This window comes from Tindallia texcoconensis (genome assembly GCF_055383815.1).
Map to the genome: position 1 here is coordinate 382,646 of NZ_AP042431.1, position 19,752 is coordinate 402,397.

A 19,752-nucleotide genomic window follows, 5' to 3' on the forward strand; every position below is an offset into this window, starting at 1 on the left:
AAAAAACAACCACCTGGAGCCAATGCTGTGCTCCAGGTGGTTTCTAATGAATAGCCATAGCCGCGGCAAATCCAGAGGAAAAAGCAAATTGGAGATTATAACCACCAGTCATCCCATCCACATCCAATACTTCCCCAACAAAATAAAGCCCTTCTACAAGCCTAGATTCTAAGGTGAGTCCATTTACTTCTTCTGTTGCTATCCCTCCAGCCGTTGCCATGGCAGCATCAAAACCCATTACTGTTTCTATTTCCATTGAAAACCCAGTCATTAAACTTGTTATTTTTTTCCGTTGCAATTTTGACATGGTGGCACAGGTCTGATCTTCTTTTATTTCTGCTAATTGGAGAACTCGATCTAACAAACGCTTAGGTATCTCTTCTTTAGATAAAATACTCTTCACTTGTTTTTTTCCAGCTTGCCCTGCCAATCGTAACAGCTCTTTCCCAAAAGTGTCTTCTTTTAGAGGTGCTACCAAGTTTAATATCAATGCATCCCCATCTCTAAAATATCTTGAATAGTTTAATATTACGGGTCCACTAAGCCCCTCATGAGTAAACAGCAAATCTCCAACATAGTCACCAATTTTTTTTCCCTTCCTCCATTGTTCCAATAGTGCATTTTGTATAACAATGCCTGACAAACTTCTTAATTTATGCTCTTTAATTTTAACCGCTGCCAGTGCAGGACGAGATTCAACCATTTTATGACCTAAAGCAACCCCTATTTCATACCCATCTCCTGACGTACCAAGTGCTGAATAAGATTTTCCTCCCGTAGCAATAATCATATTTCTCCCTCGGTAAACATGTTTCTTTGTCTCCACTAGAAAAAGTCCTCCTGACTTTTCTATCCGATCCACCGATTCACTTAATTTCATTATCACCCTATATTTTTCAATTTGTGTTCTTAATGCTTCTAACACCTTGGCTGCATCTCCAGAAGCAGGGAAAACTTTCCCATCTTCTCTAGTTTTCATAGGAAGACCAATTTCTAGAAACCATTTAATTAGAAACTCTGGAGAGTATCTTCGAAGACTTTTCCCAACAAATTTTTCTTTGCCATGATAGTGTTTTAAAAATTGACCAAGGGGCTGCCTATTGGTGATATTGCATTGACCACCACCAGATGCCAGCAGCTTTTTACCAGGACGATCATTTTTTTCCAACAATAACGTATGATACCCTCTTTTTGCTGATTCAATAGCAGCAGTCATACCACCAAGTCCTGCACCCACAATTATAACATCATACAACTTTCTATCTTTTTTCATTCTTATGTCTCTCCTACCTTTGAACAAGAATTCTATTTTTTAATTCAAAATTTTTTAGTCAAAATATACGGCACTATTCTATTAACAATATCAATGGTTTCTAAGCAGTCTGTCCTTGTTCAATAGGCTAGGACAGATACTCAAAAAGAGTTTCTATTCTTCTTGCGAAGGGATGGATCTTGAAATAACTTTTCTAGGTTTTGTCCCTTCACTTGGCCCTACGTATCCTCTTTCTTCCATTTCATCAATGATGCGCGCTGCCCTATTAAAGCCCATACGTAACTTACGCTGGAGCATAGAGATAGATATCTGCTGTTGCTCAAAGGCTATTCGGAGGGCTTCCTGAAATACATCTTCTGATTCACCTAACTCATCCTCTTCCATTCGTTCTTCATTCTTGTGGATTTCTGCTTCTAGGGCAGCACCAATTTGATTATTGGATCGAAACTGCTGTAGGTAATCTACTGTTTTTTGCACTTCATCATCTGATAAAAATGCACCCTGTATACGTACCGGCTTATTGGCACCCACTGGATGAAAGAGCATATCTCCACGTCCTAATAATTTCTCTGCACCAGCCATATCCAAAATAGTTCGAGAATCCACTTGAGATGCAACCGAAAAGGCTATTCTGGATGGAACATTGGCTTTAATTAACCCTGTTATCACATCCACCGATGGTCTCTGCGTCGCAAGTACCAAGTGAATTCCAGCCGCTCTGGCTTTTTGAGCCAAACGACAGATAGCGTCTTCCACTTCTTTTGCCGCTACCATCATGAGGTCAGCCAACTCATCAATGATAATAACCATATAGGGCATAGATGCTGAAGGATTCTGACGCCTATACCCTTCTAAATCTCTCACGCCGGCATTTGCAAAAGTTTGATACCGTTCTTCCATCTCTTGCACAGCCCATTTCAGAGAAGCCGTCGCCTTCTTGGGATCCGTTATTACTGGCGTAATCAAGTGAGGAATCCCGTTATATCGACTTAATTCAACTACTTTAGGATCTATTAAAAGTAATTTAACTTCATTTGGATGAGCGCTGTAAAGCAAACTGAGAATCAGTGTGTTGATGCATACACTTTTTCCCGACCCAGTAGCACCTGCTATCAATAAGTGAGGAGCTCTAGTGAGATCAAATATAACAGAATCACCAGCTATACTCTTCCCCATAGCAAAAGGCAACAGGGAATCACTCTCTCGATAAACCGAGGTCTCAATCAATTCTCGAAAGGCAACCATGGATGTTTCTCCATTTGGAATTTCAATACCTACTGCTGCTTTACCTGGTATAGGGGCCTCGATTCGAATAGACCTAGCTGCCATATTCAGCGCAATATCATCACTTAGATTTGTAACTTTGCTAACCTTAACTCCTCTTTCTGGCTGCAATTCATACCTGGTAATAGCAGGTCCTTGGGTAACATTTAAAACTTTTGCCTTCACTCCAAAACTTTCTAGTGTTTCTTCCAACAACATCGCTCGTTGATTTAAAGTATCTTGGTCTTCCTGTGCTTTTTTTCTAACAGGAAGATTTAATAAAGAAACTGAAGGCTTTCCAAAGGATTCCTTCGCGGATAAAGCAACCGCCTCATCTCTTTTTTTTTCAATCGACACTTCTTTCTCTGGCACTTTCACTACTGGAGGTAAGACCATTTTCTCTTTTGTCATCATTTTTTCATTAGGAAGCGTGGATCTACCATTTTCCAAAATCGAAGTTTTTACTTTTTCTGGTTCTGGTTCTGGTTCAACTTTAATTTGATAGGATTTAGCCTCTTCTTCTAGTTTTTCATGTTTTTCCATCACATGCTTTTTTTGACTTTCCTCAATCAGATTTTTGACCCGTTGACGATGACTCTGCCAATCACTCTCATTCTTTCCTTTATACTCATGGTTCATTTTTTCCTCTTTTTCATCCTTATTTCGGCCTATTTTGGGTTCATATTCCAAATAGTTAGTCGGTTTTATTAAAGGAGAAATAGGACGATGATCATATTCCCTTCGTCTATTAGCAGCTGATTGTCTCGTCCTATCTTTTCTACAATTCTTTCGACGAAGTAGTTTCCCAATAACATAAGTGTATAACATAATAATCAACACCGACACTATAAAGGATGACCAAAAATTTTCCATCCAAGAAAAAATCATCCACATTATAATGCTGTACATAATTCCCTGTATGATAATAAATCCTTTTAGTTTTCTTTTCTGACCCTTTTTCATCCCATAACCCTCCTGATTTTCTCCTTGTCTATCATACCATTTTAGATGTTTTTTTTCCATGACCTTCATTCTTCTTCTTTTGATTATGGTATAATAAGTAGCATCCAGATAGAAGGAGTAGAGGTGATTTGGAATGAGGCGAAAACAAACATTTTTTTTACCTGCAGTCCTTTTAGGGCTTACTTTTTTAGGCGTATTACTCACCAACTCAAGCTTTTTTTCTCACGCAGCACTTCCTGCAAACAATACACCAATCCTCCAAGAGGGTTTTACTCCAACCTTTGAACATCTTGACCGAGATTCAGGACTTTCAAACCTCTCTGTATCTTCCATGCTTCAAGATCGATACGGATTTTTATGGTTTGCCACCCAAGGCGGCCTTAATTTGTATAATGGTCGCGAAATAAACGTTTTCCGACATAACCCCTTTGACGATGAAGGTCTTGTTCATAACCTGATTCAAACCATGTACTACGATGAAGATACTCACCACCTGTGGATCGGAACTTACCAAGGTATTTCAAATATGTCGATTCACGAACGTCAGTTCACCAATTATACCGTAGATTCCCATGGCCTTTCCAATCCGGTTGTCATTGCCATCACCAGAGGGCCAGATGAAAAAATCTGGGCTGGCACTATGGACGGCTTAAATCAAATCGATGAAACAAATGGAAAAATAACTGTTTACGACGTGCCTGGTGATGTTATCCGAGACCTATTCGTAGATTCAAAAGGTCGATTGCTGGTGGGAACTTATGAAGGTCTCCATTATTTTGATTTTGAAAAAGAATTACTTCTACCACTAAACCTTGATCTCCCTTCTCCTTTTGTCATGGTGATTAAAGAATTTCAGCCTGGCACCCTGACCTTAGGGTTATGGGATGGCGGTGTCGTACATGTTAATATGACTGACCATTCATTTCTTCATCGCCAATATGATCACAACGATGTATATACCCTATATCAAACCCATGACCAAACACTTTGGGTTGGCACTTGGGGCGGCGGATTGTTTGCTGAAATGCCAGACGGAACTCTGCATCATTTTCCTGGAGAAGGTGAAAACAAAGCATTAGAACATCCTGTTGTTTATTCATTGCTTCAGGATCATTCCGATATTTTTTGGATTGGAACAAACGGTGGTGGCCTACACAAACTAAATCCTCGACAAAATAATTTCGTGATCTTTGAACATGATCCTGAAATTCCAGGAAGCTTAAGCTCTGGAAAAATCAATGCTATAACTCGAGATCCACAGAACCAGTTATGGATTTCTATATACAACAACGGGTTAAATCGATACGATCCTATTGAAGATACCATGATTCATTATCGTCATGATGCTAAAAATCCAACCTCTATTCCATCAGACAACATTACAGCTATGTATGTAGACCAGTCTGGCCAATTACTCTTAGGTAGTAATGCAGGGCTATTTGCCTACGATCCTACCATGGATGGTTTTCATTCTCTAAATTATTTTGACGAAGACATACTGATATACGCTATTGCAGAAAATGATGATTTTCTATGGATCGGAACCTATAGCCACGGCGCTTACCGCTATCATCGAAAAACAGGAGAAATGGACCAATTTTATTTTGGTCCTAGCTTTGGTGCCATTATTTCCGATAACCTAGTATATGACATACTGGTGGATTCACAAGATCGAGTATGGATTGGCACCAATAACGGTTTAAATCTCTTGCGCCCCGGGGATAATCGCTTTACTATGTATCATCGCGACCCAGAAAAAGACCATCAACTAGCAGCAAATACCATCCGCTCTATCTTTGAAGATTCCAAAGGTCGTATCTGGATTGGTTTGGTAGGCGGTGGACTTGCCCTGTACCAGGAGGATACAAATACCTTTAAAACCTTCTTGGAGGATGACGGTCTTTCCAGCAACACGATCACTGGTATTCTCGAAGACCATGCGGGCCGAATTTGGGCTGCCACTCATGATGGCATTTCTATCCTAGATCCCGACAAAAAAGATATTATTACCTTAACCCCTCAAGACGGAATTGGTGGCTGGGAATTTAATGCTGGTCATTATAAAGATACAGACGGTACCCTTCTCTTTGGTGGTGTCCATGGTATTGCTGCCATCCCTGGAGATCTTACAGCTTCAGGCGCTCAAGCCCCTATCACTTATATCACCAGTGTAGAATTATTTCAAAACCCAGTTACCCTTAATCAAATGTTTTTCAACGATCAACATCTCCATTTTAATGCCCAGGAAAACTTCCTAGGATTCCAATTTTCTGCCCTTGACTATGATGCACCAGATAAAACGCGTTTTAGTTATTTTTTGGAAGGCTTTGACTCTGAGTGGATTCATGCAGGAAAAAGAGATTATGCTTATTACTCCAACTTGCCTCCTGGAGATTATCAGCTTCAAGTAGTAGCAGAAAATGTCCACGGAATTGAATCCGACCCTGTCTTTTTTTCTTTTACCATTGCAACCCCGTGGTATATGTCTAGTCTTGCCATGTTTTTGTATGTCTGCCTCTTTCTTCTCTTACTCATGGGCATCTTCAGAATCAGAGAAGATCGCTTAGTTCGTCAACGAAACTCAGTTCTTGCTTCCTTAAATCAGCAACTAGAAGAAGCTAATTACAATCTAGAAAAACTATCGACAGTGGATCCTTTAACAGGTCTCTTTAATCGAAGGTACTTTGATATGGTATTTGAGGACCAATTCCAACTTTCGAAAAGGAGTCACATTTCCATTTCACTTCTTATGTTTGATATTGACCACTTCAAGAGCATTAATGATACCTTTGGTCATGTGCTGGGAGATGAGGTGCTAAAAGCCATAGGAAAAGCAGCCGAAGAGGCACTCCCAAGAAATACAGATTTTCTCGCTCGTTATGGGGGAGATGAGTTTATTTCTGTTTTATACGATACCGAAGAAAGTGGGGCTTTAAAAGTAGCTCAACGAATTCAGGAAAACACAAGTTGTTTATCCTTTGAAGAAATGACAGCTCAACACCCAGCTATCACCATTAGCATTGGTATTTGCTCTATGATTCCTAATGGAAAAACCCAGCCAACGGATATGGTGCACACCGCCGACCAGGCATTGTATCAGTCTAAAATAGAGGGACGTAATCGAATCACTGTTTTAACAACTATCTCTTTCGATTAGAGAATATTTTCATACTGATTCGATCTACAAACTCTTTTATCCTTTCATCCATAAGCCATCTAATAAGCGTGAACCGATGGCTCTTTTTTTGTGCCCGATACAATGGCTACAGAACTGCTAACACCCAAACGAGTAGCACCAGCCCGAAGCATTTCAATTGCTGTTTCTTGATCTTTAATTCCACCAGAGGCTTTCACTCCCATGTTTTTTCCAGCTATGGATTTCAGCAATCGCACATCTTCAATTGTGGCTCCTCCAGATGCAAATCCGGTAGAAGTCTTCAAAAAATCAGCTCCAGCTGCTTTTGCAATCCAACCAGCTGCATATTTTTCTATTTCATCCAACAGTGCTGTTTCAAGAATTACTTTTAGCAGGATATTTTCTCCTACCATGCTTTTAATCTCTTTAATTTCATTAAACACATAAGCATATTCCTTGGATTTAAGCGCGGATAGATTTAAAACCATGTCAATTTCATCTGCACCATGGAATACCCCCTCCTTCGCTTCTATTCCTTTGATTTTTCCACATTGGTATCCCAAAGGAAATCCCACCACCGTACATAGGTGAACCGAAGTTTCCTTTAGCTTTTTGTAAGCCAGTTCAACCCGGTTAGGAGGAACGCATACAGAGTAAAAGCCATGGTGCACTGCTTCCTCACACAAAGTTCTATATTGTTCTTCTTTCGCTTCTGGTTTTAATAGCGTATGATCTATCTTTTTTGCCAGTTGTTGAGGTTCCATAGCTATTCTTTCAACAGACTCCTTCATTAATTCAGGAAGTTGTATCCTTAATTTAGTTTCTAAATGCTCTTTAAGTTCCAATACTTCCTTTTTCATAAAACATCACCCATTTCTTGATATAATTAAAGCCCCACAACACCGATGATCAAAAATAACTTTCTGTTCTTTTACGTTACCGCAGAAGCAATTTTTCTTATCACTTCAATGGTTCTTTCTATTTCTTCTTCTGTATTGTAAGGAGCAATCCCAATTCGAACAAGACCACCGACAGACTTAAGATCCAGCACCTCATTAATAAGTTCTTTAGCATAATAATGGCCTGACCAAACAAAAATGCCTTCTTCTCCCATGGCTTTTGCTACCTCGCCAGCACGTAATCCTTCAATCGTAAAAGAAACCGTAGAAGTTTTAGGTTTTCCTTCTGGAGGTCCAAACACTCTCACTTTATCCATTTTTCCAAGTGCATTTTCAAGTTTTCGGGCTAAAGGCCCTTCATATTCCTCAATAGCCAACATCCCAGCAACTATATACCAACGTCTTCCTTTAACTCCTTCTAATTCTTCTGCATGCTCTTTCACTGCCCACGCTTCACAATCATGCCCTATGTCTGCAATAAACTCAACGGCTTCAGCACTCCCACAGATGGTTTCAAACTGAGGGGTTCCTGTTTCAAGTTTTTCTGGGGACTGGGTATTTCCTTCTACTAGCACTCGATAAGTTTCTAGTTTTTTTATTTCTTCTGCTTTTCCATAAAGAACACCCATATGCGGGCCAAAAAATTTGTATGGTGAACACAGCAGAAAATCTATATCAAAGGCTTTGACATCTATTGGTCGATGAGGCGCATAATGTACAGCATCAATAATTGTTACTGCTCCTTTGGCATGAGCCTTCTCAATAAAAAATTTAATATCTGTTATGGTACCTACTCCATTAGAAGCCCAGTTCAACGCAACTACTTTGGTTTTATCTGTTAATTTCTTCTGAAAATCATCATAATCCAATTGACAAGTTATGGGATCAACCTTCACACTCTTAATAACAAATCCTCTTTCCTCCAGATGAATCCAAGGTGACCGGTTCGATTCATGATCCAAATCTGTTATGATAACTTCATCGCCTGCTTTCATGCCACGTGCTAGAGCTAAAGCAAGTTTCAAATTATTCGTTGTACTGCTGTCACCAAAAACAATTTCTTCTGGTATACAATTTAAAAAACAAGCCATGGTTTCTCGTGCTGCTTCATGCAATGCATCGCTTTCTCGAGAAGTAGGAAAGTGACCATGTGCATTGGCATTGTGATGAAGAAGGTAATTTGTTATTTTCTCCGTCACTCGTTTGGGCACTTGCGTCCCCCCGGGCCCATCTAGATAGATAGCCGTTTTGCCATTCACCTTTCTTTCAAGGGCTGGAAATTGATTCCTGATTTTCTCTACATCGTAAAACAATTCCATGATTGAGTCGCCTCCTTTTATCATAAATAGATTGCTATTTAAATCACTCTTTTTAAAAAACACAGCCTCCATTTAACTGAAATTTTATGTCATACACCTTTTATAATATTTTCAGCAATAAAAATGAAACAAGTGCCACTGCAATCCAACTTCCAAGACCCATCAAAATTGGTTTAAGACCGTTTGTAAACAATTTAGTAAGATTCGTATTAAGTCCTATGGCAGCCATTGCCATGATAATAAAAAACCGACCACCTTGAGATACATTTTTCCCAAAATCTAAGGGAATTAAGCCACTAGATGTCATCATGGATGCCGCCAAAAAAAACAAGATAAACCAAGGAAAAATAGTTACCATCTTTACTTTTGATTTATTTTCTTTAGTATATTTAAGGGCTAACACTAGGGCCACTGGAATAATCATAAGAGTTCGAACCAGTTTTACAACCGTAGCCGTTTGAAGTGCTTCTTGGCTCCAAATTTGTCCTGCTGCTACCACTGATGATGTATCGTTAATGGCAGTTCCTGCCCACATTCCAAAAGACATATCTGTCATCCCCATTATTCTTCCTAAAGCTGGAAAAACAAGGACAGCCACAATATTAAAAAGAAAAATAGTAGAAATAGACATGGCCACCTCTTCGTCTTTAGCTTGAATAACTGGAGCCGTAGCCGCAATGGCTGAACCACCACATATTGCCGTTCCTACCCCAATAAGAATCCTCGGATTTTGCTCTACTTTTAATATTGTGCCTAGCCCTTTTGACATTATTAATGCGGTCATAATCACGCTAAGGACTAAGAACACAGAGCTCCAACCAACGACAAGAATATGATTTAAATTCATTCCAAATCCAATCAAGACAATAGACAGTTGCAGGATTTTTTTCGACGTAAAGTCAATACCTTTTTTGCATGCATAAGGTGTTATCCCTACCTGAGAAATCAGTATTCCAATTAAAATCGCAAACACTGGTCCACCAATTAATGGCATCTTATTGCCAAGAATCCATGCTGGCATGGCAATAGTGAAGGCCAGAACCAATCCTGGCCAAATCTTTTTGCTTTCTTCCATCTTGTTTTACCCTCTTTATCTTTAGATTAATTTCAAGGTTGGTAATTCAATATCCTTCATCAACATTTTTTTAGTCAGTTTCAACTCTACAATATCGTCTTTAAAATCCATCACTTGATCAACATACAATTCCACATCTCCATACCTTAGTTTCCTAAACTTAGATGCCTTTTTTTCTGGAGGCTCATTAAAAATTAGATTGGGGATCATAGTGCCACCACAACAACCTGTTGGAATCATTAAATCTATGGAAATTTTCCCTCCTTTTTTCATTAGATATACGTAGGTTGCATCATCCATCTTGACTTCCATTTTGATTGTCTCCTCTCTATATGTACTTAGAACCTATACCATAATCGTATCCTTCAGTTTCTAATGTAAACCTCCAGTTTTCCTTCATTAAAAATCCAGCCCGTCACGGTTCTTCTTTTATGCTAAGAACAAGCACCTCTTCCTCCGTACATAATTCTATCAAGTCTTTTTCCACAGAAGAAACAGAATCTTCCTTTTCCCATCTTTAAATTCGTGATATAGTGATACAAAAGAGCCTATGAAAGGAGTTTAGCGATGAAATATACTGAAGCAACCCAAGGTCGTATTTTTATCTTACGCCTTGAAGAAGGTGATTCTCTTCCGGATACCATAGAATCCTTTGCGGCAGAAAAAGGAATTTCTTCGGCCTTAGTCCATTTGTTAGGTGGTGCTAACAGTGACAGCACCATTGTATCTGGCCCTAGAGATGCAGATTCACCACGCCAACCCCTAGAAGTATATGAACAGCAATTAAATGACGTTCATGAATCTTTTGGGATGGGCACATTGTTTCTCGATGAGTCCCTTCAACCCAAACTTCATTTACATGCTGCCTTTGGCAGAAGTAAACATGCATTAGTTGGTTGTACTCGACCTGGGGTTAGTGTGTGGATTTATATGGAAGTAGCCATTGTAGAACTCCTCAACTGCAAGGCACAAAGAAAAGTGAACCCAGATAACGGATTCACTCTACTGGAGTTAGACTAGTTTATTCATCGTTTCGAACAACTAACATATCGCATTTCACATGGTGCAATACCTTTGTTGATACACTCCCCAGCATTACTCTACTAAACCCTCCCAGACCTCTGCTTCCCATAATGAGCATGTCTGGTTTTTCACTTTCTTCCAAAAGCAGGATTACCTCTGCTGGCTCACCATAATCCAAAATAGTTTCAAAGGTTCCCTTGTAACCACTAAATATTTCTTGAGCTTTTTCTAAGGTCTCTTTTGCGCTAGCTTCAATCTGCTGATCCATTTGTTCGTTTAATTCACCGCCAGTGTAATAATTGGTTACCCTTAATTTCTTAACCACCGTCATCACAAGAATTTCAGATTCAAACTTTTCCGCAATCTGCCTAGCCCTAGAGAGCACTTTTAGCGACATTTCCGACCCATCAACAGCAACCAGAATCTTTTTCACAAGATCGCCCCTTTCAAAAACCCATCACAATTAACCTTTCTTTATTTAAATACCCCAATAAACCAGGAATATGCCATTCTTTAAGAATCATGCCTATTCAGTTAAAGTATTTAGAATTATATCCTCTATTTCAGCTTTCTCTATTACTTTTTGATGCCTGATAGGTTTCTCTTCCAGAGTTTTGAGATCTAATGGCACGGAAACACCCGTATGCCCACAAAGCGATTGGATAGAAGCAAATCCATCTTTTTCAGGCGGGAGTTCTAAAGCCTCCGCCACCGTATCCGCAAATTTATACGCACTAGCAGTTGCCACCAAAACTGTTGGCCGTTCATCACCACTCTCTTGGCGGTAATCCTTATACACCTTATATGCTACAGCCGTATGTGGATCCATTAAGTAACCATGCTGTCGATACATTTCCCTTATGGCTACCTCTGTATCTTTTTCCGAAGCATAACTAGCATAAAAATCCTTTAGTCCATTTTTTATTTTAGAATCAGCCTCATAGTATTTTTTTTCATCTAATTGTTTCATCAATATTTTTATTTGTTCTCCGTTGCCACCAGAAAGATGATACAGAAGCCTCTCCAAATTGCTGGAGATTAAAATATCCATCGATGGCGAACTTGTGACATGAAAATCTCGATCTATATCGTATATGCCCGTATTGATAAAATCCGTCAGCACTTTATTGCGATTAGAAGCACAAATCAACTTATGGATTGGGATCCCCATTTCTCTTGCATAATAAGCCGCTAGGATATTCCCAAAGTTGCCGGTCGGTACAACAACATTTATCGATTCCCCATATTCGATTTTTCCTATTTTCACCATTTGCAGATAGGCCCATACATAATATGCTACCTGGGGAACCAGTCGACCAATATTAATTGAATTCGCAGATGAAAACTTATATCCTTGCTCCGCTATTCTTTGGGCTATTTTATCATTGATGAAAATTTTCTTTACAGCGGTCTGTGCATCATCAAAGTTTCCTTTAATCCCAAAAACGTGAGTATTATTCCCTTCCTGAGTTGTCATTTGACGTTCTTGCACTTGACTTACACCTATATGCGGATAAAATACAATAACATCGGTGCCTTCTACATTTGAAAAACCTTCTAAAGCTGCTTTTCCAGTATCTCCCGAAGTAGCCGCTAGAATCGCAATTTTTTTATCCTCTTTTTCTTTCTTCACAGCTGTTGTTAATAAATGAGGTAGGATCGACAAAGCCATGTCTTTAAAAGCAGCGGTTTTTCCATGAAATAACTCAAGAAACAAAACCTCTCCAGCAGGAATCAATGGAACGATTTCTTTTGCTTCGAATTTGCTATCATAAGCACTTTCAACGCATTTTTTCAACTCATCTTTAGAATAATCTGTTAAAAATTTCGAAAGAATAAAATGAGCTATTTCAGGATAATTCATTTTTATTAGTGTTTCTGGCTTCTCTTCTAATTTAGGAAGCTGTGTTGGCACAAACAGTCCTCTATCCTCTGCAATCCCTTTTATGATAGCCTGAGTCGATGTTATGCCTTTATTATCATTGTTGCTGGATCTGGTGCTGACGTATTTCATTTGATCCTCCTCCATCCCTTTTCCAATAAATGATTTGTTTTATCAGTGGGGTTCTTTTTTCTTCATACTCAGTTTCTTAAATTTTCTAGTATCTAAAATTGTTTTTTGGTTTTCGTGAGTTTCCCTTATTCCCTTCACTAAAGAAACACTCATCAATAGTAAAATAACCGCCATAGGCAATCCAGCGCTGATTACAGCAGTTTGCAGAGCCATAAGTGCCATTTCTCCGCCAATTAACAATAGCGTTGCAGCCAAAAGGCCTTCTAATAGTGCCCAAAAGAGTCGTTGATGCCTTGGAGAGTTCATTACCCCTCCAGAAGTCAGCTTATCCACTACCAAGGAACCAGAATCCGAAGAAGTCACAAAATAAGAAACCACTAAAGCAGTTACTAAAATAAACATTCCAATTCTCATAGATTCAGCCAAGAAAGGCATCTGAATAAGATCAATTAATTCAAAAAGGGCAACGGGATAGTTGGCCTGTACTGTCTCAAACAAAGTTCCTCCAGCCTCTTGATTAAGCACCATGGCACTTCCGCCAAATACTGTTAACCAACAAAATGAAAGCAAAGAAGGAATTAACAAGACACCCAAAATAAACTCACGAACCGTTCTTCCCTTAGAGATCCGAGCAATAAACATCCCCACAAAAGGCGACCAAGAAATCCACCATGCCAAATAAAAAATAGTCCAATCTCCCTGCCATGATATCTCATCTCCCACGACAACATGGGAAGCATACTGGATAACATTGCTAAAGTAAACCCCTACAGAACTAGAAAACAATCGCAACAAATATCCCGTTGGCCCCAGCAGAAATATTAATACCATAAACACAGCGGCTAGACCGATATTGAGCTGCGATAACCGTCTTACTCCTTTATCAATACCAGCCATAACAGATACAGCCGCAAATACGGTGATAATTAGAATAAGAATCACTTGCATCTCTACGCTGAATCCAATTCCCAGAAGATAATCAAGGCCGCTGTTAATCTGTTGTGTTCCTAATCCTAAGGAGGTAGCTAATCCAAACATAGTTGCCAGCACTGCAAAGGTATCCACCAAATCTCCTGGCCATCCATAGATTTTCTCACCCAGAAACGGATAAAATACAGAACGTAACGATAAGGGTAGTTGTTGACTATAGGCAAAGTAAGACAGACCAAGTGCCAATAATGCATAAATGCCCCATGGATGAAGTCCCCAATGAAAAAAAGTAGTGGCCATGGCTGAAACCGCTGGATCTGAACCTTTAAAAATCGGTGGAGATTCCACAAAATGAGTTAATGGTTCACCAACAGCCCAAAACATTAAGCCAATCCCCATGCCAGCAGATATCAGCATCGAATACCAGGCAAAATTTGAAAACTCTGGTTTACTATCCACTCCTCCTATACGGACATTCCCCAGTTTTGAAAGAGCTAAATACAAGCACACCAATACAAAAAAATTGCTAGCCATGATAAAAAGCCAGTCAAAATGAGTCACTATGGCTTCGTTGAGCCATAGTAGCATTCGATTGGCTTTTTCTAGGTTTAAAAGAGCAAATCCAGAAAAAAGAAGAATAAATAACCCACTAGCCATAGAAACCCCTGGATTGGAATTTAGTCCAAATTTTGTAAAATTTCGTTCTTCCAGCTTCTTGTCTCGTTTTCTCGCTGCTTCTCGTTTCTTTTCCTGTTCTCTGGTTTCCGTATCCAGAGCTTTCTGGTCCGGACCCATTATAACGCCTCCTTTTAATGCAATTTCGTATACTTTTAATAGAGAATCCATCCATATACTTTATTGCCATTTTCATCAATCAATTCTAATTGTATCCATAAATTAAAGTCAAGGTCTACCTCATAATTAGTGACATAAAAGTCTCTATCTCCAGTTATCTCTCCCAGTGTAGAAGAGTGATAATTAGGCTCTGCCCATACCATTGTGCCCACTTGTACCAGCACCCATTTTTGCCAAAGTTCCTCGCCCAAATCATAAAGATTCGACAACGCTTGATCATATTCATTGTAATCACTGTCAAATCCTAGATCAACATCCTCATAGTCATACTCTAAATACATCGAGTGTATCGTTATCAAATCCACCTTTCTTTCTGTAAACCCCTCAAATACTACGGCATATTGTTGATGTACATCATAATGCAACAAATGAGAATTGTTCGAAGACCCTATACCATCCCACTCTGGTGCACCATAAGAGCGTTTTACTTCATCAAAGGAAGCATTGACAGACACTCCTGGTAACTCTCTCAATCCTATGACAACCACCATTCTATCACGCGTATATTCATCCACCATGGCATAAAAATCTTGATACTCGTAAAACAAACCACCTTCCCAATAAAAGGTATCAAATGGCTGCCCGTACATATTAAATAACGTCTCTTCACTGATCCCTAAGAGATCCGTATGTCCAGAATCACGTACGGCTTGATTCAAATCATATCCCACTATCAGCCCATCTACTTGACTCTCAGACGTCTCTACAGAGATATTCTCCTCGGCAGTATCTCCAGTGTTTTCGTGATATCCTTGGCTCTCTTCGATCTGTGCTATTGCCTGATGATTATCACTCTCCTCTAAGGGGTCAGCATCCATGAACCACCAAAATACCAAGAGAAGAAACACAAATCCGACCACCAATATACCAGCCCCCATTATTATTTTCCGACTACCAAGTGAGCTCACTTCTCTCTCTGTGTATGGGGCAGTTTGCAATTCCAAGGGTTCGAAAACTTCTGATTCTTCCGATGATTCCTCCGTCATTCCTACCACTAAAGCATGCTGAAATTCCTCAGCAGATTGAAAGCGATCTTTTCCCATGACTGCCATTGACTTCAGCAAAGATTTTTCTATTAATGGATCTATCGACACGCCCAAAGACGTAGGCGGTATCAAATCATCGTCTACAAGCCTATCCAGAGACTCCGGCGGCATCTGCCCTGAAATGCTTCGATATATGGTGGCACCTAGCGCATAAAGATCTGTCCAAGGTCCCTGCTGGCCTTTAGAGCGATACTGTTCTTCCGGTGTGAAACCTGGCTTCATCATAATAGACATGCTCCTGCCTTTGTCTTTTATTGCCTGACGCGCTGCACCAAAATCGATAAGGATGATCCGACCCTTTGCGGTCATGAAAATATTATCCGGGCTAATATCTCGATGTAGTATATTGTACTTATGCACTTCTTTTAAGGCCTCTAAGACTGGCATCATAATATTAATTGCTTGATCTACAGGAATCTTGCCGCCTTTTTCTTTTATATATTCTTTAAACGTTATTCCTTCAATATAACTCATAACAAAATACGCTGTTTCATTGGCTTTAAAAAAATCTCTCACTGAAACGATATTAGGGTGTCCTTCAAACCGTGCCAGGGTTTTTGCTTCCTGAAGAAATTTTTCTAGCCCTTCATAGTAATGACTATTTAAAGCCCCGGAGTGTACTGCTATATCTGTGTTCCCCTGACTTCTAGCAGCCAGATCTTGGGGCAAATACTCCTTAATAGCTAACTTAACATCTAAATTCAAATCTAAAGCCAAATACGTAACACCAAAACCACCCTGTCCCAGTGCTCTTCCAATCAGGTATTTCCCCTGTAAGATTGTACCAGGCTTTAAATGCATATGCGAAACAGGACCTGATTCATGCTCCCATCCACATAAAAGACATGCTTCATCCTTTGTTCTCTCAGACAAACACCCAAAACAAACATGATTCCCTGTAATCATCTAGCATCATCCTCTCCAAGGGCCATGGATGCTCAATACTATCTCTATATTATATGTTGTTTTTGATTTTTTCACAATATAAAGTACTTGCAGTATCCAGATGTCCCCAAACCTCTAAAGGATATCAACCTACTTATGAACATAGGTGAATTGCTTTATATCACAGACCCTATCCACCCCAGAGAACCAGTCTAATGAAACCCACTCTCTCGCTCTATGAATTAAATCAATGACAAAAACCCTTGCTTTTGATGCAATGCCTCCGTAAAGAAACAGTCTTTTTAACCAAGACTATATCTAATTAGCATATACACAATAAATATCGCTAACAGCGATAAACTTATTTTAGGATTTCAAAGCACGATAGTACCCTCCTTTCAGCAACATCACAGATCTAGGCATAAGAATGATTTCACCGCCAACATCTGGCATTTTTTCTGACGTCCACAATACCTGTTCCGTTACATTTCCGGATGTATCTGCTATACACCTCCATTCCATCCCTGGTGGCAACTCAGGAAGCACCACTCTTTGTTGCTCCCAGTGAGTATTCACAGCTACAAAGATGATTTCGTCTTTCGTATCGGTTTGATTTCGCCCAGCATACATCATGCAGACTACAGGAGTCTCTCCCGATGGCTCCAAATACCAAGGTTCGACTCCATGTTTGCTGGTAATTGGTAATCCGCAATGAGCTGGCTTTGTACAGCCACGAAGCACTGGATGATTTTTTCTTAATTGAATTAACTTTTTCACGTACTCAAATAACCCATGGTTTTCCACTAGCTGATTCCAGTTTAACCAAGATATTTCATTATCTTGACAATAGGCATTGTTGTTTCCAAACTGTGTATTTGCAAACTCGTCTCCGGCTCGAAGCATTGGTGTACCATGACTAGTAAGTAATACCACCAATGCATTTTTCATCATTTTTATCCTCAGATTTTCAACAGACTGATCATCTGTTTCTCCTTCTATTCCGCAATTCCAGCTGTGGTTTTGTTCTTCTCCATCTGTGTTGTCCCATCCATTTTCTTGATTATACTTATTATTATACGAATACAGATCATAAAGTGTAAATCCGTCATGACAAGTGATAAAGTTTACAGATGCATTGGAACTACAGTCTTCTTCCCCATATAAATCTTGAGATCCACTCATTCGATTCGCAGCGACTTGAGCCAGTCCAGGATCTCCTTTTAAAAACTGCCGCATATCATCCCGGTATTTTCCATTCCATTCTGACCAACGGTTCCAAGATGGAAAACTGCCCACCTGGTAAAGTCCCGCTGCATCCCAAGCTTCTGCGATAAGTTTTACTTTCGCTAAAATTGGATCAAAGGCCAAGTTTTGTAGTAAGGGTGGGTTGGACATCGGGGAACCATCCTCATTCCGTCCTAAAATAGATGCTAAGTCAAAGCGAAACCCATCCACTCTATATTCAATCACCCAATATCGAAGACAATCTAAAATCATTCGCTGAACAATAGGATGATTGCAATTCAATGTGTTTCCACATCCACTAAAATTATAATACTTTCCATCAGGGGTCAACATATAATAAATCTGGTTATCCAACCCTTTAAAAGAGATATAAGGACCTTCTTCATTTCCCTCAGCTGTATGGTTGAAAACAACATCCAAAAATACCTCTATTCCATTCTCATTCAGTTTTTTTATCAGAGTTTTCAACTCTTTTCCTTCCCGATTATACTCGATATTGGCCGTATACGCTGTGTTCGGTGCAAAAAAACACAGAGGATTGTAGCCCCAATAATCGTAAAGCGTTTTCCCTTCCACCTCCCGTTGATCAATCATTTCATCAAATTCAAATATGGGCATTAGCTCTACAGCGTTGACTCCAAGTTCAAGTAAATAGGGGATTTTTTCCATCAAGCCTAAAAAAGTTCCTTTGTGCTTTATACCTGAAGATTCGTCTTTCGTAAATCCTCTTACATGAAGCTCATAAATAATTAACTCTTCCATCGGAATGTAAGGCTGTTTTGAACTTCCCCAGTCAAAGTCACTCGTCACGACTCTGGCTCTGTACTGCTGGCCATAGGAAGGTTTTTTGCCCCAAGCACTCTGTCCCGTTACAGCCCTAGCATAAGGATCGAGTAGATATTTATCCTTGTCGAAAATCAGCCCATTTGGGGGATCCCAAGGTCCATCGGCCCGATAGGCATACTCAAACGCTTCAATGTCAAGATCAAACACAATCATCGAGTATACATTCCCTATCCGATACGTTTCTGGAAATGGAATCACAGCATAGGGTTCTTCGGCTTCACGCTTAAATAACACTAACTCCATAGACGTTGCTTCTTGGGATAGAATCGTAAAACTAACTCCTCCAGGAATCACAACGGTTCCATTCTCATCATAAAGTCCAGGCCGCACATCAAAACCCCTAATTCGATCAATGGGCTTCATATGTTTTTCTGCTAAATCTTGACGCATTATCTTTCCATTGCCTTCCATCTTTTCACCTCCCATTATTAATCAAAGACGCCTAGGCGTCTTTGATATTAGAGCGTTAATCTATTGGAAAATAGGAAGAAATACACATCATTATATCCTTTCATTCCTTTATTCTGCAATTTGTCCAACTACTTCCATTCGATCAAGCACTCCAGTTCCATGAGGAGATTCTTCCATAATTTCATCCGTTAAATCCTGTCCTGCTTGATGTTGTCCCTGATGTAGACCATCACTCCACATTCTGGATTCCGTCACATCGTACACGAGGCCCTCTACCACAATATAGGCTGGCTTTCCGTCTCGACCGTCAAAATCCTTTATTTCCTCCATAGTAAATATAGGTAGTTCTTCTGAAGTCGGTGCCTCTTCTGGTTCTTCTACGCCGCCTCCGCAACCAGCAAGTCCTATAATGGCAATCATTAAGACCACTAAGAATATTCTAATTTTGGTTTTTCTAAGACGTCTCGTTTTCATATCAAAACTCCTTTTCAAAATATTTTTTTCCACATTACCTGCCTTGTATAAGTACCACTTCAGAAATCGATTTAATCAACAACTTGCCAGTGATT

General features: G+C 39.6%; 13 protein-coding genes and 1 pseudogene. 2 read left to right on the forward strand and 12 right to left on the reverse strand.

The window, feature by feature from the left end; all coding sequences use genetic code 11:
- Nucleotides 1–43: 43 nt before the first annotated feature.
- Together ACZ47N_RS01870 and ACZ47N_RS01875 are read right to left on the reverse strand one after the other, a co-directional pair.
- A complete protein-coding gene (locus ACZ47N_RS01870; RefSeq protein ID WP_464887448.1) occupies nt 44–1,273 on the reverse strand; it encodes a BaiN/RdsA family NAD(P)/FAD-dependent oxidoreductase in 1,230 nt (409 codons plus the stop codon).
- A 153-nt stretch (nt 1,274–1,426) separates the two neighbouring features.
- Nucleotides 1,427–2,830, reverse strand: a pseudogene (locus ACZ47N_RS01875) (DNA translocase FtsK); the annotation flags it as partial.
- Nucleotides 2,831–3,632: 802 nt separating this feature from the next.
- On the opposite strand from ACZ47N_RS01875, the gene ACZ47N_RS01880 reads away from it, so the two are divergent.
- Nucleotides 3,633–6,656, forward strand: coding sequence for a ligand-binding sensor domain-containing protein (locus tag ACZ47N_RS01880; protein ID WP_464887449.1), 3,024 nt, complete (start codon nt 3,633–3,635; stop codon nt 6,654–6,656).
- A 59-nt stretch (nt 6,657–6,715) separates the two neighbouring features.
- Here ACZ47N_RS01880 and deoC read toward each other — a convergent pair whose 3' ends face one another.
- The 4 genes from deoC to ACZ47N_RS01900 all read right to left on the reverse strand — a co-directional run bounded on the left by deoC (nt 6,716) and on the right by ACZ47N_RS01900 (nt 10,240).
- Nucleotides 6,716–7,495 carry a deoxyribose-phosphate aldolase gene (gene deoC / locus ACZ47N_RS01885; protein ID WP_464887450.1) on the reverse strand — a complete coding sequence of 260 codons (780 nt, stop codon included), beginning with the start codon at nt 7,493–7,495 and terminating at the stop codon, nt 6,716–6,718.
- A 71-nt stretch (nt 7,496–7,566) separates the two neighbouring features.
- Complete coding sequence (locus ACZ47N_RS01890) at nt 7,567–8,853, reverse strand: cysteine desulfurase-like protein (RefSeq protein WP_464887451.1); 1,287 nt, start codon at nt 8,851–8,853, stop codon at nt 7,567–7,569.
- Between the two features lie 100 nt (nt 8,854–8,953).
- Complete coding sequence (locus ACZ47N_RS01895; protein ID WP_464887452.1) at nt 8,954–9,928, reverse strand: YeiH family protein; 975 nt, start codon at nt 9,926–9,928, stop codon at nt 8,954–8,956.
- A gap of 21 nt (nt 9,929–9,949) precedes the next feature.
- Complete coding sequence (locus ACZ47N_RS01900) at nt 9,950–10,240, reverse strand: CC/Se motif family (seleno)protein (RefSeq protein ID WP_464887453.1); 291 nt, start codon at nt 10,238–10,240, stop codon at nt 9,950–9,952.
- 255 nt (nt 10,241–10,495) lie between these two features.
- On the opposite strand from ACZ47N_RS01900, the gene ACZ47N_RS01905 reads away from it, so the two are divergent.
- Entirely contained in the window at nt 10,496–10,948 is a 453-nt protein-coding gene (locus ACZ47N_RS01905; protein ID WP_464887454.1) for a PPC domain-containing DNA-binding protein, read from the forward strand.
- Between the two features lies 1 nt (nt 10,949).
- Here ACZ47N_RS01905 and ACZ47N_RS01910 read toward each other — a convergent pair whose 3' ends face one another.
- From ACZ47N_RS01910 to ACZ47N_RS01935, 6 genes are all read right to left on the reverse strand, one after another.
- Entirely contained in the window at nt 10,950–11,384 is a 435-nt protein-coding gene (locus tag ACZ47N_RS01910) for a universal stress protein (RefSeq protein WP_464887455.1), read from the reverse strand.
- Nucleotides 11,385–11,477: 93 nt separating this feature from the next.
- Nucleotides 11,478–12,965, reverse strand: coding sequence for a threonine synthase (gene thrC, locus ACZ47N_RS01915; RefSeq protein ID WP_464887456.1), 1,488 nt, complete (start codon nt 12,963–12,965; stop codon nt 11,478–11,480).
- 42 nt (nt 12,966–13,007) lie between these two features.
- A complete protein-coding gene (locus ACZ47N_RS01920) occupies nt 13,008–14,690 on the reverse strand; it encodes a BCCT family transporter (RefSeq protein ID WP_464887457.1) in 1,683 nt (560 codons plus the stop codon).
- A gap of 35 nt (nt 14,691–14,725) precedes the next feature.
- Entirely contained in the window at nt 14,726–16,702 is a 1,977-nt protein-coding gene (locus tag ACZ47N_RS01925) for a serine/threonine protein kinase (protein ID WP_464887458.1), read from the reverse strand.
- Nucleotides 16,703–17,047: 345 nt separating this feature from the next.
- On the reverse strand, nt 17,048–19,183 hold the full coding sequence (gene glgX / locus ACZ47N_RS01930; protein WP_464887459.1) for a glycogen debranching protein GlgX: 2,136 nt from the start codon (nt 19,181–19,183) through the stop codon (nt 17,048–17,050).
- A 108-nt stretch (nt 19,184–19,291) separates the two neighbouring features.
- Nucleotides 19,292–19,657 (reverse strand): cytochrome b5 domain-containing protein, encoded by a 366-nt coding sequence (locus tag ACZ47N_RS01935; RefSeq protein WP_464887460.1) that lies wholly within the window; start codon nt 19,655–19,657, stop codon nt 19,292–19,294.
- Nucleotides 19,658–19,752: the final 95 nt, after the last annotated feature.